Here is a 20,012-nt window from a genome sequence, read left to right on the forward strand (position 1 = left end):
CCGGAAGAGAGACCTCCATGACCACCGCTCACCCGCACCACGGCTACATCTCCGACAAGGCCCGCTACCTCGCGCGGCTCAAGCGCATCGAGGGCCAGGCCCGCGGCATCCACCGGATGGTCGAGGAGGAGAAGTACTGCATCGACATCCTCACCCAGGTCAGCGCGCTCACCAAGGCGCTGGAGTCGGTCGCCCTCGGGCTGCTCGACGACCACCTGCGCCACTGCGTGCTGGACGCGGCGGTCGAGGGCGGCCCGGCGGCCGAGGAGAAGCTCAAGGAAGCCTCGGACGCGATCGCCCGCCTGGTGCGCTCCTGACGGCTCAGGCGCGCGTCGCGCCGTACCCCAGCACCGCGGCCAGACCGAGCGCGCTGCGCTGCGCGTAGGCGCTGCGCCACAGGCCACCGTGAGCGGCGGCGTAGGCCTCGTCCTGCCAGGGGTGCTCGTGCGCCGGGCCCCCGCCGGTGTGCAGGTCGTGCACCAGGAGCGCGGCCATCAGCACGTTGGAGGTCGCCGGCTCGAAGACCTCGACGCCGAAGCGGTGGGCGCCGGCGTACGCCGCGGCGAGCGCGCGGTTCTTCACCACCGAGCGGGTGCGGGTCGGCGGCGCGACGTTCATCGAGACCAGGCCGCCGTCGCGGCGCGCGACCGTGGCCCGCCAGCGCTGGAGCCGCTTGGCGAGGGCGTAGTTCGGCCCCTGCTGCGGCACCAGGGAGTCGTTGACGCCCGGTGAGGTGCCCGGGACGTACTGCCGCTGCAGCAGCCGCCCGCCGCTGAGCGTGCGGAGCGGCCGCGCGAGCGTCTTCGCCCGGCCCGAGCGGCCGTCGTACGCCGCGGTGGCATGGTCGACCGCCTCGCCGGGGACGACGAAGACGTCGGTGGGGGTGGCCAGGAAGGCGAGCGCGAGGTCGTCGTGCGAGCGGGCGAGGCGGGTGGTGAGCTCGTCCACGGCCACCGAGAGGCGCGCGAAGGCACCGCCGTCGGCGTAGACGTAGTTGCCCAGCACGAGCCGGCCGGGCTGCTCCCCCAGCCACCGCTCGAGCGCGGGTACGCCGGCCAGCAGGTCCACGCCTGCCACCTCGTCGAGGGCACCGTCGTGCCCCTGCGGCACGGGCACGACGAGGGTCCCGGCACCGTCCTGCGCGAGGGCGACCAGCCGCTTCCAGACCTCGGGCCGGTCGAGGTCGACGGCCGCGACGCGTGCGCCCCACCGCAGCAGGGAGGGCAGCGGACCCATCTCGGCCCCGGCGCCGAGCACCGCCACCGTGTGGCCCTCGAGGCGCAGCCACTCCGGGTGCTCGAGGACGAGGTCCACCGACTCGACCACGCTGGGCTCGACCACGCCGTCCGCGAGCCAGTCCTCCAGCCGCCGCCGGATCTCCGGCCCGCGCAGCCGCTGCCCGCGGTAGGGCAGCACCAGCTCCTCGACCCGATCCCCCGTGCCCTCGACCTCCACGGCGTCCAGCTGCTCACCGTCGTCGGGCCAGTCGGCGAGGCTCACCTCGCCGCCGGGCGCCGCGACCCGCATGCGGTCTCTGACCGAGTCCAGGCCGGCACGGGCGAGGGAGGTCGCCTGCTCCGGCCCGGACAGCCCGGCCTCGACCAGGCGGCGGTAGTGGGTGAGGTAGCCCGAGCGCCAGGCGGTCTCCCGCTCGGCGGCCGCCGCCCCGGTGGGGTCGACGGGCCGCAGCGCGTCGGCGACCACCGCGCGTCCCACGTCGGAGGTGCTGCGTCGTCCCTGCGCGTCGGCCGGGAAGACCACGCCCTGCTCGTCCTCAGCCATCCACCTATCGTCCAGGACCGGCCTGGCCGTCGGAAGGGCCCGCGAGCCGGGAGCGCAGCTCGACCTTCTGGATCTTGCCGGTGCTGGTCTTGGGCAGGTCGCCGTAGTGGACCGCCTTGGGCGTCTTGAAGCCGGGGAGGTGCTCCCGGGCGAAGGCGATCAGCGACTCCGGGTCCTCGCTGGCACCAGGGCGCAGGGTCACGAAGGCGACGGGCACCTCGCCCCAGCGCTCGTGCGCCATCGCGACCACGGCGACCTCCGCGACGTCGGGGTGGCGCTGGAGCACCTGCTCCACCTCGATCGAGGAGACGTTCTCCCCGCCCGAGATGATGATGTCCTTCGACCGGTCGCGCAGCTCGAGGTAGGAGTCGGGGTGCATGACGGCCAGGTCGCCAGTGCGGAACCACCCTCCTCCGAAGGCTCGCTCCGTCGCCTCCGGGTCCCGGTAGTAGCCCGCCGCCACCGTGTTGCCGCGCACCACCACCTCGCCCATGGTGCGGGCATCGGCGGGCACGTCGTGGCCCTGGTCGTCGACCACTCGCACGGGGACGCCGGCGATGTTGCAGTTGCCCTGGCGCGCCTTGAACGCGGCCTGCTCGCGGATGCTCGCCGACGCCAGCTCGGCCGGGAACTCGCACACGAGCGACGGCCCGTAGGTCTCGGTGAGCCCGTAGTAGTGGGTGACGTCCATGCCCAGCTCGGCGAGGGCCCCGAGCAGGGTCGGCGACGGCGGCGCTCCCCCGGTGCCCACGCGCACCGGGCGGCCGGCTCGGGCGGAGGGGTGGGCGGCGATGTCGTGCAGCACCGTGGGAGCAGCGTTGAAGCCGGTGATCGCCTCGGTGTCCAGCAGCCGCCAGACCTCGCCGGCATCCGGGCGAGGGAGGCAGACGTGGGTGCCGCCGGCGGCGGTGACTGCCCAGACGAAGGCCCAGCCGTTGCAGTGGAACATCGGCAGCGTCCACAGGTGCCGGGTGTCGGCGCCCAGCCGGCCGTGCGCCACCATCGCCAGCGCCTGCTGGTGGGCTCCCCGGTGCAGGTAGACCACGCCGCGGGGGCGCCCGGTGGTGCCCGAGGTGTAGTTGATCGAGAGCAGGTCGTCCTCGTCAGCGGTGTGCCAGCTGCTCGGCTCGGTGAGCGCGAGCTCCTCACCGAGCTCGTCGAAGCCGAGCAGGGCGCACGAGACCTGCAGGTCGCGAGCCAGGTCCGCGCAGTCCGGGTGCACCAGCAGCAGCGAGGCTCCGCTGTGGTCGATGATCCAGCTCAGCTCCGCGGCCGTCAGCCTGGTGTTGAGCGGCACGAGCACCGCGCCCGCACCGGGGACCGCGAAGTGCGCGTCGAGCATGCCTGCCGAGTTGGGCGCCAGCACCGCGACCCGGTCACCCCGCTGCACCCGGTGGGCTCGCAGCGCCGCCACCGTGCGGGCGAGGCGGTCCGCCCACTGGCCGTAGGTGAGCCGGAGGTCGCCGTCGACCACCGCCGGGCGGTCCCGGAAGACGGTCGCGGCTCGCTCGAGGAAGTGGAGCGGGGAGAGCGCCAGGTGGTGGGCGCTGGTCATCGCGCCCGGTATCGGGTCGGGGAGGAGGCATCGCCCATCGGACGATCGTAGCGACCGCGACGCGGCCCGACGGCGCTCACACCGCCCGGTCCCGCCGGTCGGCGGGTCATCCCAGCCAGGGCAGGACCAGCCGGGCGAGAGCCCGTGCGTGCAGCAGCAGCCCGCACACCAGGGTCACCGCAGCGACACCCAGCTGCGCGCGGGTGGGCTGCTACTCCCAGAGCACGGGCGGGCCGGACGACGCGCTCGCGCGGCCGGTGCCGACACAGGCGCCGGCCCGGTCCCCGCAGGGGGAACCGGGCCGGCCTGCTCATCGACGACGCCGCAACCGTCAGCTGCAGCCGCTGGTGCTGCCGCAGCCCTCGCACACGTAGCACGAGCCGGCGGGCCGCATCTTGGTGCCGCAGGTGAAGCAGAGCGGGCTGTCGACCGCGGTGCCGGTGATCTTCTCCATCAGCTCGGCGCTGGTGTGGGCGCCCTCGGGCGCCGGCTTGGCCGCCGGGGCCTCGACGTCGACCGTCGCGGACAGCTCGGGTGCCTTGTCGGCCTCCGCGCCGTGGTCCTTGAGGGCCTCGACCTCGCTGACCTCCTCCACCTCCGGGAGCGGCTCGTAGGAGCCGGTCTCGAGCTGGCGCTTGCGCTCCTCCGCGGAGTAGATGCCGAGCATCGAGCGCTCGTCGAAGGGCAGGTAGTCCAGCGCCAGACGGCGGAAGATGTAGTCCATGATCGACTGCGCCATCCGCACGTCGGCGTCGTCGGTCATGCCCGACGGCTCGAAGCGCAGGTTGGTGAACTTCGCGACGTAGGTCTCCAGCGGCACGCCGTACTGCAGGCCGATCGAGACCGCGATCGAGAAGGCGTCCATCACGCCGGCCAGGGTCGAGCCCTGCTTGCCGAGCTTGAGGAAGATCTCGCCGAGCTCGCCGTCCTCGTGCGCCCCCGAGGTCATGTAGCCCTCGGCGCCGCCCACGGTGAACGACGTGGTGCGGCTCGCGCGGCTCTTGGGCAGGCGCTTGCGGAACGGCTTGTGGACCTCGACGACCCGGGCCTCGGGCTCCGCCTTGTCGGCCGGCTCGGTCTTGGCCTTGGCGTCGGCCAGGGGCTGGCCGACCTTGCAGTTGTCGCGGTAGACCGCGGTCGCCTTGAGGCCGAGCTTCCATGACTGGAGGTAGATGTCCTCAATCTCCTCCACCGTGGCGGTCTCCGGCAGGTTGACCGTCTTGGAGATCGCACCGGAGAGGAACGGCTGGCAGGCCGCCATCATCCGCACGTGGCCCATCGGGGCCAGCGCCCGCGCACCCATGGCGCAGTCGAAGACCTCGTAGTGCTCCTGGCGCAGGCCGGGGGCGTCGATGACGTGGCCGTGCTCGGCGATGTACTCGACGATCGCCTCGACCTGCTCCTCCTGGTAGCCCATCTTGCGCAGGGCCCGGGGCACGGTCTGGTTGACGATCTGCATCGAGCCGCCGCCGACGAGCTTCTTGAACTTCACCAGCGAGAAGTCGGGCTCGATGCCGGTGGTGTCGCAGTCCATCATGAAGCCGATGGTGCCGGTGGGTGCGAGCACCGAGGCCTGCGCGTTGCGGAAGCCGTTGCGCTCACCGAGGCGCATCACCTCGGCCCACGCCTTCGTCGCGAGCTCGTGGACCTGGTGGTCGCCGGAGTGGATCGTGCGCACCGAGTCGTTGGCGGCCTGGTGCTTGCGCATGACCCGCTTGTGGGCGTCGGCGTTGCGGGCGTAGCCGGCGTAGGGACCGACCACCGCGGCGAGCTCGGCGGACCGCTTGTAGGAGGTGCCGGTCATCAGGCTGGTGATCGCCGCGGCCATCGCCCGGCCGCCGTCGGAGTCGTAGCCCAGGCCCATCGCCATCAGCAGCGCGCCGAGGTTGGCGTAGCCGATGCCGAGCTGGCGGTAGTCGACGGTGGTCTTGCCGATCGACTCGGTCGGGAAGTCCGCGAAGCAGATCGAGATGTCCATCGCGGTGATGATCAGCTCGACGGCCTTGGCGAACAGCGGCGCGTCGAAGGTGTCGTCGTCCTTGAGGAACTTGAGCAGGTTGAGCGAGGCCAGGTTGCACGAGGAGTTGTCCAGCGACATGTACTCCGAGCAGGGGTTGGAGGCGGTGATGCGGCCGGTCTCGGGGTTGGTGTGCCAGTCGTTGATCGTGTCGTCGTACTGCAGGCCCGGGTCGGCGCACTCCCACGCCGCCACCGCGATCTTGCGGAACAGCTCGCGGGCGTCGACCTGCTCGATCGACTCGCCGGTCATGCGGGCGCGCAGGTCGAACGACGTGCCGTTCTCCACCGCACGCATGAACTCGTCGGAGACGCGGACCGAGTTGTTGGCGTTCTGGTACTGCACGGAGGTGATGTCGCGGCCGCCCAGGTCCATGTCGAACCCGGCGTCGCGCAGCGCGCGGATCTTGTTCTCCTCGCGCGCCTTGGTCTCGACGAACTCCTCGATGTCGGGGTGGTCCACGTCGAGGACGACCATCTTGGCCGCGCGGCGGGTCGCGCCGCCGGACTTGATCGTGCCGGCGGAGGCGTCGGCACCACGCATGAAGGAGACCGGGCCCGACGCGGTGCCACCGGAGGAGAGCAGCTCCTTGGAGGAGCGGATGCGGGAGAGGTTGAGGCCGGCACCGGAGCCGCCCTTGAAGATGAAGCCCTCCTCCTTGTACCAGTTGAGGATCGAGTCCATCGAGTCGTCGACCGAGAGGATGAAGCACGCGGAGACCTGCTGCGGGGCAGGCGTGCCGACGTTGAACCACACCGGGGAGTTGAACGAGAAGTACTGGTGCAGCAGCAGCCAGGTGAGCTCGTGCTCGAACAGCTCGGCCTCGGCCAGGCTGGTGAAGTAGCCGTGGGCCTCCCCGCCCTCGCGGTACTTGTGCACCACGCGGTCGATCAGCTGACGCAGGCTGGACTCGCGCTCGTCGGTGCCGACCGCGCCGCGGAAGTACTTCGTGGTGACGATCGTCGAGGCGTTGACGGACCAGAACTCGGGGAACTCGACGTTGCGCTGCTCGAAGACCGCCTCTCCGGTCTTCCAGTTGGTCTGCACGACGTCGCGACGCTCCCAGGTCACCTCGTCGTAGGGGTGCACGCCCTCGGTGCTGAACACCCGCTCGATCTTGATGCCTGACTTGCGTGCGCCGCGCTGCTTGGCGGGGCTGTTCACCGTCTCTGTCATGCCGTTGTCCCTCTCCGTTGATGGAACCGTGGTGGCTGTCTGCTCATTCCGGTCGTGCTGTCGTGCTGTGGTGCTCTGGTCGTGCGGTGGGGAGAAGCAGGTGGTACACCCCGGCGCGCCGCTTCCCCACGACGCGCCAGGGTGGTCTCAGGTGGGCGCCCCGGCCGCGTGGAGCGGGTCGCCGCAGGCACGGGAGCGCAGCTCGGCGATCTCGGACTCGAAGTCGTCGGCGGACTCGAAGGCGCGGTAGACGCTGGCGAAGCGGAGGTAGGCCACCTCGTCCAGGGCGCTGAGCGGCTCGAGGATCGCCATCCCCACCTCGTGGGCAGGCACCTCGGCCCAGCCCGCGCCGCGCAGGGCCTCCTCGACGCGCTGCCCGAGCCGGGCCAGCTGGTCCTCGGTGACCGGGCGCCCCTTGCAGGCCTTGCGCACCCCCGCGATCGCCTTGTCGCGGGTGAACGGCTCGGTGGCTCCGGAGCGCTTGACCACCACGAGCTGCATCTGCTCGACGGTGCTGAAGCGGCGGGCGCACTCCGAGCACGTGCGCCGGCGGCGGATCGCGCCGCCGTCCTCGCTGACCCGGCTGTCGAGGACCCTGGTGTCGGTGTGGCGGCAGAACGGACAGTGCATCGGAGGCCTCCTCCCGGGGGACGGGTGACGGGGTGCTGACGGCTGCTGACGGGGTGGCGCGGGGCGGGGGTCTCGGCCTGCTCCCCTCCCCTGCCTGTGGACGGAGGTGTGTGGAACGTGGGGAGAACTGGCCAGATCATGTGGAGTAGTAACCACTATCTGTGGAGAACTACAGCCGTGTAACTACTAGATGTGGGGGAGAACGTACGCCCAGTTGCGGACGGGCGCAACCCTCCTCGCAGATCGGGCCTGTCGCGTGTCGCGAGCGGCCTCGCACGACACCGCGCACGGCACATCGCACGGCACAATGACCCGGTGCCTCGCAAGCCCGCCCACGTCCCACGCCACCGCCGCGGCGTCACCCGCGCAGCGCTCGTGACGGCCACCGCGGTCCTGGTCGCGATCACGCTGGTCCAGGTGGTCGGGGTCGCCCACTTCGCCGAGGCCGCGCTGACCGGACGACCCACCAGCTGGCTGCCCGCCGCGGTCGCCCTGGTCGGCGGGGGGCTGGGCGCCGCCCTCACCCTCGCTACCGTCCAGGCGCTGGTCCTGGACCTGAGGACGCGGAGCGCCCGCAGTCGGCAGGATGCCTCCCGTGACCCCCTCTCCCCCGGCCCCTCCGCATCCGTCCCGACCCAGCGCCCCGGCCCGGCCGCTCCTGCGGCACCCGCAGGCGCTCGCAGCCGCGCGGGCGTACACCGCGCTGGCCCTGGTTGACACCCGGCTGGCCGGCCACGCCGACCCGTCGGTGCGCCGGTGGCGCAGGCTCACCAAGCCGCTGCTCATGCCGGCGCTGGCGAGCGCCTTCTCGCTGGCGACCCCCCAGGAGGCCTCCGTGCTGCGCCGCGGGACCCTCGTCGCCCAGGCCCTGTCCGGGGCCGGGGACGTCGCCCTCCTCGGCCAGGGCGAGCGGGCCTTCCTCGCCGGCCTGGGGTCGTTCTTCGGTGCCCACATCGCCTACGTCACCGCCTTCGCCAGCAGGGCGCGCCCCCGGCACGACCGCAGCCACCTGACCGGCACGAAGGCCGCGGCCGCCACGTTCGCGACCCTGGGGCCGGCGTTGGCCTGGGCCGCGGGACGCCGCGCACCCGCACTCCGCGCGCCGGTCGTGGCGTACGCCGGGATCCTGTCGTCGATGGTCGCCACCTCCTCCCGCCTGGGCGACGACGTCGCACCGAGCGCGCGCCGCACCGTGGTCGTCGGCACGGCGACCTTCCTCGCCTCTGACGCGACCATCGCGCTGCGCCGATTCGTGCTGAGCTCACCGACCCCGCGGTCGGACGCCGTGGTCATGGCGACCTACACCGCCGGACAGGGCCTCATCGCCGCCGGCGTGGCAGCCGCCCTGAGGGGGCACGGCCCCGGTGGGCCCTCGTGAGGGGCCGCCGTGGAGCGGGGCACGTGCGAGGGCCCCGCTCCACGGCCTGCCCGTGCCACCGACCCGGGTCGAGGGAGCCGGTGGCGGATCGGGGGTCCCGGGCTCGTCAGCCCCGCGGGACCGCCAGGACCTGACCCTCGGTGAGGGTCGCGTCCGGGAGCGAGTTGAGCCGCTCGATCGTGTAGACCATGTCGCGGACCTCGCCGGGCTCGGCGATCGTCGCGGCGATCCCCCACAGCGTCTGCCCCCGCTCCACCTCGACCGTGCGGATGGGCTGCGGGTCGCCCGCCTCGCGCGTCGCGAAGGACGCGCCACCCGCCGCGAGCAGGCCGAGGACCACCATCACGGTCAGGACCAGCGTGAGCACCAGACGCCCGCGCCGGGTCAGCCGGACCGGGGCCCGGTCGGTCTCCACGGGCCGGACCTGGCGGACCTGGCGGACCTGGCCCACCCGGACCTGCGGGACCGGACGGCTCGCCACCGTGCGGCGGCCTCCTGCGATCACCATCGTGCTCATCGTGTCCTCCTTGCTCTGCGACCCCTGTCGCCTGGCTTCTCGGCGTCAGGAGCAGTCCAACCGCGCCCACCGACATTTCCGTGAAGCTGTCCGTCGAACGCATGTTCGATCGAACATGTGATCGAAGATAGGGGGGCGAGCAGCATCGCGCAAGGGCTGGGCCGAACAGATGTTCGACACCGGGCGGGGAGGGCGGCCCACCACGCCGCCGCGCGCGGTCGACACGCCGCGTTCGAACACGTGTTTGAACTCGGTCGGTCGCTGGGCATAGCGTGGGCCCCGTCATCCCGACACCACACCGGCTTGGAAGGCGGAGCTCATGGAGCGCAAGGAGCGCAGCGCGACGACCCCCTCACGAGGACGCTCCAACGTGAGCGAGCTGCCCGACGGGCCTCCCGACGCCTCGGGGCTCACCCCCCGACAGCAGCGGGTCCTGACCGTGATCCGGGAGTCGCTCCAGACCCGGGGCTATCCGCCGAGCATGCGCGAGATCGGCGAGAAGGTCGGGTTGACCAGCTCCTCCTCGGTCGCCCACCAGCTCCGCACGCTGGAGGACAAGGGCTTCATCCGTCGTGACCCCAACCGGCCCCGCGCGCTGACCGTCGCCGGCCCGGCCGAGCCCGAGGTGCCCGAGGGCGGGATCGACGAGACCGGCATCGACGACGCCCAGCCGACCCCTGCCTACGTCCCGGTCGTCGGGCGCATCGCCGCCGGCGGTCCGATCCTCGCCGAGGAGCGGGTCGAGTCGGTCTTCCCGCTCCCCCGCGAGCTGGTCGGCGAGGGCACGCTGTTCCTCCTCGAGGTGGTGGGCGACTCGATGCTCGACGCTGCCATCTGCAGCGGCGACTACGTCGTGGTGCGCCAGCAGGCCACCGCCGACAACGGCGACATCGTGGCGGCCCTGCTCGACGGCGAGGCCACCGTCAAGACCTTCCAGCGCAAGGACGGCCACGTCTGGCTGCTCCCCCACAACGAGGCCTACGAGCCCATCGACGGCACGCACGCGACGATCCTGGGCAAGGTCACCACCGTCCTGCGTCGGGTCTGAAGGTCCCGCTCCGGACACGGGTTCTGACATAGGCTTGGCGGCGGTCCGCTCCGGACCGCCCCGGCCCGCGCGGCCGGCACCCCGATCCCCGCACCCAGGACGTCTCGTGCCCCCTCTGCGTTCCCGGTTCGCCGCGACCGTCACCGCCCTGGCCCTCGCCACCCCGCTGGGCCTGGCGAGCCTGGCCGCCGGCCCCGCGGACGCAGCGACGACCGCCCAGGTCGGCGTCGGCGTCGGCGCCACCCTGCGTGAGGCGGGCGCCGCGGCCAGTGCCCGCGTCTCCACCTGGAACGCCGGGCGACGCGCCGCCGAGGCGGCCCTCGACCGGGCCCAGCACCGGCTCGCTGCGGGTCGCCCGGCGCCGGCCCGTCCCGTCGGCGACCGATCCGACTTCACCCTCACCCTGCGTGCCCTCAAGGTCGGGCTGCGCTACCTCGACCCCGGCGACCGGGCGGCGGCCCGCTCGGTCCTGGCTCGGCCGTCCCAGGGCGTCAACGACCCCAACGGCGACGGCTACCGCGTCAAGCCCCGGCGCTCCTGCTCCACGCACGTGTGCGTGTGGCGGGTGACCAGCACGTCCGACAAGGCCTCACGTGGCCAGGTCGCCCTCACCAAGCAGGTGATGGAGCACGTCTGGGACCGCATCGTCACCCAGGGCGGCTATCGCGCACCACGCCCCGACCGCGGTCGCGGTGGCGACAACCGGCTCGACGTCTACCTCGCCGACATCGGCGACGACGGCCTGTTCGGCTACTGCGCTCCCGAGGGCATGGCCTCCGGCCGCTCGGCCTCGGGCTACTGCGTCCTGGACAACGACTTCTCCCCCGACCAGTTCGGGGCCAGCCAGACCGTCACGGCCAATCTCGAGGTGACCGCTGCCCACGAGTTCTTCCACGCCGTCCAGTTCGCCTACGACGTCGACGAGGACGACTGGTTCATGGAGGGCACGGCGATGTGGATGGAGGACGAGATCTACACCGACGTCAACGACAACGTCCGCTACCTCCAGGGCAGCCAGCTCACCACCCCGACCCGTTCGCTGGACCAGGCGGCCAACGGCCTGGGCGGGCCCTACGTGTCGTGGATCTTCTGGCGCTACCTCAGCGAGACCTTCGACGACGACGGTGGCACCGGCCTGCCGCTGGTGGTGCGCGACGTCTGGCGTCGGGCGCAGGCCTACACCTGGGCCTACCCCCGCACCTACTCGATGCGCGCGCTCGGCCGGGCGGTCGCCGCGCGCGGCAACAGCCTGGCCAACGTCTTCGCCCGCTTCGGCGAGGCCAACCGTCACCCCCGCGACGCCTACACCGAGGGAGAGCAGCAGCACTACCCGACGGCGCCCGCGGTGAGCCGCTACAGGCTGTCCGGATCGGTCACGAGCACCGGTGAGAAGGTCGCCACGATGGCGCACATGACCAACTACACGGTCGTGCTCCTCCCCGGCTCCGACCTGACCGCCGCCGGGTGGGTGGTGCGCATCCCGGTCAACGCCCCCAGCTACGCGCGCGGCGCTCGCGCCCAGATCTCGGTCGTCGTCGACGACGGCACGGGCGCCGGCAAGCGCACGCGCCGCTGGGTCCCGCTCGACAAGTACGGCAACGGCGTGGCGACCGCCCAGTTCCGCTACGGCCACGTCAGGCGGGTGGAGCTGACCCTGACCAACGCCGGCCAGCGCTACGCCTGCAACCGCGCCACGTTGCTGTCCTGCCAGGGCACCCCGCTGGACAACGGCCTCAAGACCTACTTCCAGGCGACCGTCAGGGAGCGCTGAGCCGCCGCAGCGCCGCCAGCACCGTCGCCTTGTCGGTCGTCGACCACATCGGCGGGAGTGAGCTGCGCAGGAACCCGCTGTATCCCATCCCCTGCAGCCGGGGGTCGAGCACCGCCACCACGCCGCGGTCGGTGGTGGTGCGGATGAGGCGGCCCGACCCCTGCGCCAGCAGCAGGGCGGCGTGGGTGGCCGCCACGCTGAGGAAGCCGTTGCGTCCCGCGCGGTCCGCGGCCTGCTGACGCGCGGACATGAGCGGGTCGTCGGGCCGGGGGAACGGGATCCGGTCGATGATCACCAGCTGGCAGGTGTCGCCGGGCACGTCGAGGCCCTGCCAGAGGCCCAGCGTGCCGAACAGGCACGTGTGGGGGTCGCCGACGAACTGGGCGGTGAGGTCGGGCAGCTGGGCGTCGCCCTGCGCCAGGACCGTGAGGTGCGGAAGCCGCTCGCGGATCGCCTCCGCTGCGGTCTCGGCGGCGCGACGGCTCGAGAACAGTCCGAGCGTGCGTCCCTCCGCGGCGTCCACCAGGTCGGCGATCTCGGCCACCTGGGCCTCGCCGAGCCCGTCCCGGCCCGGCCGCGGGAGGTGCCGCGCGACGTAGAGGATCCCCTGGCGGGGGTAGTCGAACGGTGACCCGACGTCGAGCCCGCGCCAGGGCTGACGCCCGTCCTCGGTCTCGTCCTCGGCCCCGTCTTCCCCGCCGTCCCGGGCGTCGCTGTCGGCGCCGGAGCCGGCCTCGTCGGCCGGGGGCAGGGGGCGGCGCTCGTCGGCCCGGAGCCCGAGACCGGAGGCCACCGCGTCGAAGTCGCCCCCGAGCTTGAGCGTGGCGCTGGTGAACACGACCGTGTTGTCGGCCAGCAGCCCGTCACGCAGCGGCCCCCAGACGTCGAGCGGGGCCACGCTGAGCATGTCGCCGCCCCGCTGGCGCTCACGCTCGGTCTTCCACAGCACATCGCGCGAGGAGCCGGCGGCCATGCGCTCGGCTGCGTCGAAGACCTCCTGGCACCAGGCGCGGGCCTGCTTGGCCGCCGCGGCGTCACCGGAGTCCGGTGACTCCTTGGGGAACGCGGAGACCGCCTCGCGGGCGGCGTCGCGGGTCAGCGCCAGTGCCGTGGCGATGTCGTCGGGCACGGGGTCGAGGCGCGCGGCCCGGCAGGTGGCCAGGGCGTCGGTGAGGGCGTCGGCGGCCTCGTAGAGCTGGTCGACGGCCGCGTCCTCGACGTGGCGCGAGGCCCGCTTGGCCGCCCGCTCGACCTGGGTCGGCGTCAGCTCGTCGGTCGAGGCCTGGGTCACGCGAGAGGCGAGCTCGTGGGCCTCGTCGACCACGACCACGGAGTAGTCGGGGATCATCGGCACGCCGTCGATGGCGTCGATGGCGAGCATCGAGTGGTTGGTGACGATGAGGCGGGAGCGGGCCGCCTTGTCGCGGGCACGCTCGGCGAAGCACTCGTCCCCGAACGAGCACGAGGAGGCGCCCAGGCACTCCCGCGCCGAGACCGACACCTGCCGCCAGACTCGCTCGGCGTGACGCGGGGCGTGGTCGCGGTCACCGGTGCCGCCGCTGCTCGCCTGTTCCTCGACCCACTCGCGCAGCGCCACGACCTCCGAGCCGAGGGAACCCGCCGGGAGGGTCAGCGCCAGCGTGCCCTGGTCGTCGGGCACGCCCTCGCGCACGCGGTGCAGGCAGGCGTAGTTGGACCGGCCCTTGAGCACGGTGAAGGACGGGCGCCCGCCGAGGACCTCCGCGACCGCGTCGGCGAGGGCCGGGAGGTCGCGCTCGACGAGCTGGTGCTGGAGCGCGAGCGTCGCGGTCGCCACCACGACCCGCTCGGGGTGGAGCAGGGCGGGGACGAGGTAGCCCAACGACTTGCCGGTGCCCGTCCCTGCCTGGACCAGGAGGTGGGTGTGGTCACGGATCGCGGCGGCCACGGCCTCGGCCATCGCGACCTGGCCCGGACGCTCCTGGCCGCCGAGACCGGCGACCGCCGCCTCGAGGACCGCGCGCACGGTCGGGGCCTCGGTCGCGGTGCCGGGGTCGGCGACCGGGTCCTCCAGTGGCGCGTCCGGCAGGGGCGCGAGGTCCGGCTCGAGGGCGGGGTCGACTGGCACCGGCACAGGCTAACCAGCCGTGGGGACAACCGTCGTACGCCGTCCCCAGGGCCGGGTGAACCGTCGGCGCGCCGGTCGGACGCCAGGTCAGAACTGGACGGTCGGCGGGGTCTCCTGGCCCGCGGGGGCGTCGTAGAACTCACGCCTGCCCACGCCGGCGACGCCGCTGAAGAACATCCACGGGATGGTCGCGACCGAGGCGTTGAGCTGGGCCGCGGCGTCGTTGTAGAACTGCCGCGCGAACGCCAGCTGGCTCTCGGTGTCGGCCAGCTGCTGCTGGAGCTGGAGGAAGTTGGCCGACGCCTTGAGGTCGGGGTAGGCCTCGGCGACCGCCATCACGTCGACGATGGCCTTGTCCAGGCGCGCCTCCGCAGCGGCCTTGTCCGGCACGCTGCCCGACGTGGTCGCCTGCTGGACGGCGGTGCGGGCCGCGGTGACCTCCTCGAGGACCGACTTCTCGTGCGCGGCGTAGCCCTTGACCGTGTTGACCAGGTTGGGGATCAGGTCGGCGCGCCGGGTGAGCTGGACGTCGATCCCGCCCTCGGCCTCGTCGACCGAGACGTCCTGACGGCGCAGGCGGTTGAACCCGACGACGAAGAAGATGCCGAGCAGCACCAGCACCACGACGACGACCACAGCGACGACCATCGGTCCCCTCCTCCGGGCGGCCGGGCGCCGCCCCACGTGTGTGGGCCCACTCTCTCAGTCCGGTGTGCCCCTCACCAGGAGCCCCCGCCGCCACCACCGCCGCCGCTGAAGCCGCCGCCCCCTCCTCCGCCCGAGGACGAGGACTGCGTGGCCTGGTAGGCGCTGATCGAGGACGAGAGAGAGGACTCGAACGAGCCCAGCCCGCCACCGTCTCCGCCCAGCCAGCCGCCACCGCCGGAGGCGACCGGCAGCCAGGTGGGGTCGGGCGGCGGCTCGCCCATCGCCCGGCGGTACTTCTCCGCCCAGGCGTCCGCGCAGCCGTAGGCCACCGCATAGGGGATGTAGGCGGTGTAGAGCTCCCTCTGGGCGCTGAAGTCGAACCGCACCTCGGACGAGGGTGTCGACAGCAGGCGGCGGAACCCGGCGGAGCGCGCCCACACCTCCCGTCCCTGGGGAGTACGACGGGTGCCGACGCCGGTCGTGAGGAGCCCGGCCCCGCCGATCACCACGGCGAGGAAGGGGAGCGCCACCATCGTGAGGCCGAACGGGTGGGTGACGGCCAGCACGATCCCGACGAGGGCCGCGACGACGACGAGCACCTGGTGGAGCCGCTCGGACCCGGCCGACACGAGGAGCCCGTCGTTGACCGCCCACTGCTTGGTGACGCCGCCGAGCTCCTTCTGCAGCGCCTGGAGGGTCTGGCCGGCGGCGACCGACCCGTCGGCCTCGAAGATCGTGCCCTGGCTGGTGATGCCGAGCCGGTCGGCCACCAGGCGGCTCACCGGGTCGGCCTCCATCCACTGCTGGGGGGTGCCCCGGCCCTCGATGCGCCAGTGCTTGGTGCCAGCGGGCTCGAGCGTGGTGAGGCCGCGCTCGGCCTGGTGCAGCAGGGTCGCGACGAGGGCGTCGCCGGGGACCCGCTCGTGGGCGACGAAGTAGGCCTGGACCGGGCCGAGCCCCTCGGGCGGGGCGTACATGACCGGCCGGCCCGGGTCCTCCTCGGCGGCGCGACCGGCCCACCAGCGGCCGAGCGCGAGGCCGGCGGCGGCGAGCAGGAGCAGGACGCCGAGCCAGAGGGTGGAGCGGCCCAGCACGCCGTCCCACTCGCTCCCCCACGGCACGGTGACGCGGTCGGGCGCGGACAGCGGCAGCTCGGCACGCAGGGCGACGCGGGTGTTGGGCGGGAGCGCGGACGCGGTGACGGTGACCTCGGAGCCCGAGCGCCTGACCTCGCAGGGTCGCTGGCCGTCCCCGACGAGGCAGGCCGTCTCGTCCGGCGCGACGGGCAGCCGGACACGGAGACGGGCGCGGTCGATGTCCATCGGCCACCCCGACGGCAGGAGGTCCCAGACGAAGGCCGAGCCCGCGGACCCGTCGGCGACCCAGGAGCCGCTGCCCGAGGCGGCGTCGCGGGGGCCGAGCGCGCCCGGGACGTCGTACCGGATGGTGTAGACGTGGGTGCCGGTCGGGAGCACCGTGTCGGCGTCGCCGATGCGGGCCACCCGCAGCAGGCGGCTGCGCTGCCAGGACAGCGCGACGGGTTCGTCGTGCCCGTCGCGCGTGACGACGATGTGCCGAGGGACCAGCCGGACGTGGGCGTCGGCGCGGTCCCGGACGTCCCAGTAGCGGAACAGGCCGTGCCGGCCGGGTGGGAAGAACGCGGTGATCGTCTCGGTCGCCCGGAGGACACCGTCGCGCGCCAGCGTGAAGTCGGCCCGGTAGTCGGTGATGCGAACCGGGTCGGGACCGGAGCCGCCCTCCTGCGGGTCCATGGCGGCCAGCCACGGCCAGAGCAGGAGTCCGGCGGTCAGCAGGACCGCGACGACGGTGGCGGGCACCGCCCTGAGCAGACGTGGGACCCCACGCGACGACCCGGCCATGCCCGCACTCTAGGACCCCGCACCGGCCCGGCCGGGTTTGTCGACCCTCACCGCGGGCACGTGTCCGACACAGCCGTGCCGATGCGAAGGAGTCCCTGATGGGCGAGGAGAACGACGAGCCGACCGCCTCCGAGAAGGCGGTCCAGGACCAGCTCGGCGAGGTCTCCACGGACCCGATCGTCCGGGCGACCGAGGACGCCCGTCCCCACGCCTCGCTCGATGCGGCCGAGTCGGCGATGGAAGACCCGTCGGACCACGAGGCCGTGCCGTTCGAGAACGAGGCGTCCAACCCGGCGAGCACCGGCCCCGAGGGGCTCGAGGGCGACTGGGGCGTCAGCAGCGAGCGCACCACGGCCCAGCACCCGCGCACCGACGGGGGCAAGGACGTCTCGCTCGGCCACTTCGGGGGTGCCGACGTCTCCCAGCCGGACTTCGCCGGCCACGAGGGCAACGCCCCCGAGCAGGCCGACGACGACAACCGGACCTGGGACCACGGCAAGCTCGCCACGAGCGGGGAGCCCAAGCCCGCGCCGATCCAGGACGAGAAGCTCCGACGCGAGGGCGGCGAGCCGCCCCCGAAGTAGCCCGGCTCAGACCAGGTAGGGGGCCAGCTCGCCGGCCAGGTCCTCGTTGACCCGGCCGCGCACGACCGTGCCGTCCCCGGTGTGCTCGAGGTGCTCGACCTCGCCGGCGGTGTGGATGCGGTTGAGCAGGTCGCCGCGCTCGTAGGGCAGCAGCGCCTCGAACGCCACCCCCGGTCGCGGCAGGTCGGCCTCGACCGCGGCCAGCGCGGCCTCGATGCCCTCACCGGTCCTGGCCGACACCACGACGCTGTGCGGCTCGGAGGCCCGCAGGCGCGCCAGCACCAGGGGGTCGGCCCGGTCGGCCTTGTTGATCACGACCAGCTCCGGCACCTGGGACGCCTCGATCTCGGCGAACACCTCGCGCACCGCGGCCAGCTGGCCCTCGGGGTCGGCGTGCGACCCGTCGACCACGTGCACGATCAGGTCGGCGTCGGCGACCTCCTCGAGCGTGGACCGGAACGCCTCGACCAGCTGGTGGGGCAGGTGGCGGACGAACCCGACGGTGTCGGAGAGGGTGTAGACCCGCCCGTCGGACGTCGTCGTACGGCGGGTGGTCGGGTCGAGCGTGGCGAACAGCGCGTCCTCGACCAGGACGCCGGCGCCGGTGAGCCGGTTGAGGATCGAGGACTTGCCGGCGTTGGTGTAGCCGGCGATCGCGACCGCGGGGATCGCGTGGCGACGGCGTTCGGCCCGCTTGGTGTCGCGGGTCGTGCGCATGTGCGCCAGCTCCCTGCGCAGCTTGGCGATCTTGGTGTTGATCCGGCGCCGGTCGGTCTCGATCTTGGTCTCACCGGGACCGCGGCCACCGATGCCCGCACCGCCGGCGACGCGGCCACCGGCCTGGCGGGACAGGTTGCCGCCCCAGCCACGCAGGCGCTGCTTCATGTAGCTGAGCTGTGCGAGCTCGACCTGGGCCTGGCCCTCACGCGACTTGGCGTGCTGGGCGAAGATGTCGAGGATCAGGGCGGTCCGGTCGACGACCTTGACCTTGACCTTGTCCTCGAGGTTCCTCAGCTGGCTGGGCGCCAGCTCGCCGTCGCAGATGACCGTGTCGGCCCCGGTGTGCTCGACGATCTCCTTGAGCGCCTCGACCTTGCCGCGGCCGATGAACGTCGCGGGGTCGGGCTTCTGACGGCGCTGGTAGATCGCCTCGAGCACCTCGGACCCAGCGGTCTCGGCGAGGGCGGCGAGCTCGGCCAGGGAGTTCTCGGCGTCCTCGACGCTGCCCTCGGTCCAGACCCCGACGAGCACGACGCGCTCCAGCCGGAGCTGGCGGTACTCGACCTCGGTAATGTCCTCGAGCTCGGTGCGCAGGCCGCCGACGCGCTTGAGCGCGAAGCGGGCCTCGAGGTCCCACTCACCGGTGGTGAGGTCCTCCTCGGGGTCGTCACCGTCGGCGGAGACCCGGTCGTCGGCGTAGCCGGACTCCCAGTCGTCGTCGTCCAGCTCGGTCTGGTCGGTCGGGTCGGTCAGGTGGTCGTCCACGAGGTCGGGCTCGGCCTGCTCGTTGCGCTGCGTCGTCATATGCCTCCAAGGGTCGCACCACCGTCAACGCGTGGCGAGCCAATTACCTTCCGCCACGAGGACCGCGGGCCCGGTCATGAGCACGCGCTCGCCGTCGGCGTCGCGCACCCAGGTGATCTCCAGCCGGCCGCCCGGCACGTCGACGGCGTACGCCGGGGCGTCGCCCGGGGCGCGACCGTCGCGGACCGCGGCCGCGACCATGACCGCGCACGCGCCGGTGCCGCAGGAGCGGGTCTCCCCCGACCCGCGCTCGTGCACGCGCAGCGCCACGTGGCTCTCACCACGGTCGACCACGAGCTCGACGTTGACGCCCTGGGGGTAGGCCCCCTCGTCGTACGCCGGCGGGCTGAGGGGCAGCCCGGGTGCGGACAGCCCGTCGAGCGTCTCGCCGGCGTCGAGGAACGCGACCGCGTGGGGGTTGCCCATCGACACCGTGCGGGCTTCCCAGCGGCGCTCCCCCAGCGCGACCCAGGTCGAGCCGCCCACCACGGGGGCGCCCATGTCGACGGTGACCGGCCCGTCCGGGCCGTCCTCGAACCGCAGCAGCTTGGTGCCGCCCCGCGTCGCGACCGCCAGCGGCTCGTCGTACGACGCCCCGGCGCGAGTCACGAGGTAGCGGCCGAGCACGCGCACCCCGTTGCCGCACATCTCGGACAGCGACCCGTCGGAGTTGCGGTAGTCCATGAACCACTCGGCCTCCTCGCGCGCGGCGACCGCGGCGGGGTCGTCGGTGGCCGTGGTGCGCACGACGCGGATCACCCCGTCGGCGCCGAGGCCGGCGTGGCGGTCGCACAGGGCGCGCACGAGGTCGGGCGACGGCGACCCGAGGGCCCCGTCGTGGTCGGGCAGCAGGACGAAGTCGTTCTCGGTCCCGTGCCCCTTGAGGAACCTCACGCCCTCGCCGCCGCCTCGAGGCCGGCCAGTCCCTTGTCGAAGTCCTTGCCGACGAGCTTGTCCATGTCGAGGAACGGGCCCATCAGGCGCATCAGGAGCGGTCGAGGACCGGTCATCCGCCAGGTCACCCGAGTGGCGTCGCCCTGCGGTTCCAGCAGGAAGGCGGTGACGTTCTTGGAGGCGAAGGGCTTGGTGAACTCCAGGTCCACCTCGACCCGGTCGTCCGAGACGTGGGTGATCTCCATGCTCCCCGCGCCTGCCTTGCGGTTGCCGCTCCACGCGTAGCGCGCGCCCTCGCCCGAGTCGGGCCCGGAGTAGGCGCGGTGCAGCTGCGGGTCGGTGTCCTCCCACGGCGACCAGGCCTTCCACCGGTGGAAGTCGACGAGCTGGGCGCGGACGACGTCGGCGGGAGCGGAGATGGTCCGCTCCCGCTCGACGGTGAAGTTCTTGTCGGCCATGCCAGAAAGGCTAGTCGGTCCTCTCAGAGCGTCCCGAGCATCA

16 protein-coding genes are annotated in these 20,012 nt (G+C 73.0%); 5 read left to right on the forward strand and 11 right to left on the reverse strand.

Going from position 1 to position 20,012, the window contains the following annotated elements:
- Positions 1-17 precede the first annotated feature (17 nt).
- Positions 18-317, forward strand: a complete 300-nt coding sequence (locus J2S63_RS00130; protein ID WP_310296971.1) for a metal-sensitive transcriptional regulator — start codon at positions 18-20, stop codon at positions 315-317.
- A gap of 4 nt (positions 318-321) precedes the next feature.
- On the opposite strand, the gene J2S63_RS00135 is transcribed toward J2S63_RS00130, so the two are convergent.
- The 4 genes from J2S63_RS00135 to nrdR form a co-directional block, all read right to left on the reverse strand.
- Positions 322-1,782: a hypothetical protein gene (locus J2S63_RS00135; RefSeq protein ID WP_310296974.1), complete on the reverse strand. Its 1,461-nt coding sequence runs from the start codon at positions 1,780-1,782 to the stop codon at positions 322-324.
- Between the two features lie 4 nt (positions 1,783-1,786).
- Positions 1,787-3,337 (reverse strand): AMP-binding protein, encoded by a 1,551-nt coding sequence (locus tag J2S63_RS00140; protein ID WP_310296977.1) that lies wholly within the window; start codon positions 3,335-3,337, stop codon positions 1,787-1,789.
- 331 nt (positions 3,338-3,668) lie between these two features.
- The gene (locus J2S63_RS00145) at positions 3,669-6,530 is read right to left on the reverse strand and encodes a vitamin B12-dependent ribonucleotide reductase (RefSeq protein ID WP_310296980.1); all 2,862 of its coding nucleotides are present in this window, start codon (positions 6,528-6,530) and stop codon (positions 3,669-3,671) included.
- Positions 6,531-6,677: 147 nt separating this feature from the next.
- Entirely contained in the window at positions 6,678-7,160 is a 483-nt protein-coding gene (gene nrdR, locus J2S63_RS00150) for a transcriptional regulator NrdR (RefSeq protein ID WP_310296982.1), read from the reverse strand.
- A gap of 595 nt (positions 7,161-7,755) precedes the next feature.
- On the opposite strand from nrdR, the gene J2S63_RS00155 reads away from it, so the two are divergent.
- Complete coding sequence (locus J2S63_RS00155; protein WP_310296984.1) at positions 7,756-8,538, forward strand: lysoplasmalogenase; 783 nt, start codon at positions 7,756-7,758, stop codon at positions 8,536-8,538.
- Between the two features lie 106 nt (positions 8,539-8,644).
- Here J2S63_RS00155 and J2S63_RS00160 read toward each other — a convergent pair whose 3' ends face one another.
- Positions 8,645-9,055, reverse strand: coding sequence for a LysM peptidoglycan-binding domain-containing protein (locus tag J2S63_RS00160; RefSeq protein WP_310296986.1), 411 nt, complete (start codon positions 9,053-9,055; stop codon positions 8,645-8,647).
- A gap of 319 nt (positions 9,056-9,374) precedes the next feature.
- Between J2S63_RS00160 and lexA the strand changes: the two genes are divergently transcribed.
- Positions 9,375-10,103: a transcriptional repressor LexA gene (lexA, locus tag J2S63_RS00165; protein WP_310296989.1), complete on the forward strand. Its 729-nt coding sequence runs from the start codon at positions 9,375-9,377 to the stop codon at positions 10,101-10,103.
- 106 nt (positions 10,104-10,209) lie between these two features.
- Positions 10,210-11,874: an MXAN_6640 family putative metalloprotease gene (locus J2S63_RS00170; RefSeq protein ID WP_310296992.1), complete on the forward strand. Its 1,665-nt coding sequence runs from the start codon at positions 10,210-10,212 to the stop codon at positions 11,872-11,874.
- On the opposite strand, the gene J2S63_RS00175 is transcribed toward J2S63_RS00170, so the two are convergent.
- The 3 genes from J2S63_RS00175 to J2S63_RS00185 form a co-directional block, all read right to left on the reverse strand.
- Positions 11,861-13,981: an ATP-dependent DNA helicase gene (locus J2S63_RS00175; protein ID WP_374725092.1), complete on the reverse strand. Its 2,121-nt coding sequence runs from the start codon at positions 13,979-13,981 to the stop codon at positions 11,861-11,863. The genes J2S63_RS00170 and J2S63_RS00175 overlap by 14 nt on opposite strands.
- A gap of 87 nt (positions 13,982-14,068) precedes the next feature.
- On the reverse strand, positions 14,069-14,629 hold the full coding sequence (locus J2S63_RS00180; RefSeq protein ID WP_310296996.1) for a LemA family protein: 561 nt from the start codon (positions 14,627-14,629) through the stop codon (positions 14,069-14,071).
- A gap of 71 nt (positions 14,630-14,700) precedes the next feature.
- The gene (locus J2S63_RS00185) at positions 14,701-16,509 is read right to left on the reverse strand and encodes a DUF2207 domain-containing protein (RefSeq protein ID WP_310296999.1); all 1,809 of its coding nucleotides are present in this window, start codon (positions 16,507-16,509) and stop codon (positions 14,701-14,703) included.
- Positions 16,510-16,607: 98 nt separating this feature from the next.
- Between J2S63_RS00185 and J2S63_RS00190 the strand changes: the two genes are divergently transcribed.
- Complete coding sequence (locus tag J2S63_RS00190; RefSeq protein ID WP_310297001.1) at positions 16,608-17,093, forward strand: hypothetical protein; 486 nt, start codon at positions 16,608-16,610, stop codon at positions 17,091-17,093.
- A gap of 6 nt (positions 17,094-17,099) precedes the next feature.
- Here the strand turns inward: J2S63_RS00190 and hflX are convergent, their stop codons facing one another.
- Genes hflX through J2S63_RS00205 form a run of 3 tightly spaced genes read right to left on the reverse strand, consistent with a single transcriptional unit; the run spans position 17,100 to position 19,969 of the window.
- Complete coding sequence (hflX, locus tag J2S63_RS00195; RefSeq protein WP_310297004.1) at positions 17,100-18,617, reverse strand: GTPase HflX; 1,518 nt, start codon at positions 18,615-18,617, stop codon at positions 17,100-17,102.
- A gap of 24 nt (positions 18,618-18,641) precedes the next feature.
- Positions 18,642-19,511 carry a diaminopimelate epimerase gene (gene dapF / locus J2S63_RS00200; RefSeq protein WP_310297007.1) on the reverse strand — a complete coding sequence of 290 codons (870 nt, stop codon included), beginning with the start codon at positions 19,509-19,511 and terminating at the stop codon, positions 18,642-18,644.
- Complete coding sequence (locus J2S63_RS00205; RefSeq protein ID WP_310297009.1) at positions 19,508-19,969, reverse strand: SRPBCC family protein; 462 nt, start codon at positions 19,967-19,969, stop codon at positions 19,508-19,510. Before J2S63_RS00205 ends, dapF begins: the two co-directional genes overlap by 4 nt.
- Positions 19,970-20,012 lie beyond the last annotated feature (43 nt).

This window comes from Nocardioides marmoribigeumensis (assembly GCF_031458325.1).
GTDB classification, from domain to species: domain Bacteria; phylum Actinomycetota; class Actinomycetes; order Propionibacteriales; family Nocardioidaceae; genus Marmoricola_A; species Marmoricola_A marmoribigeumensis.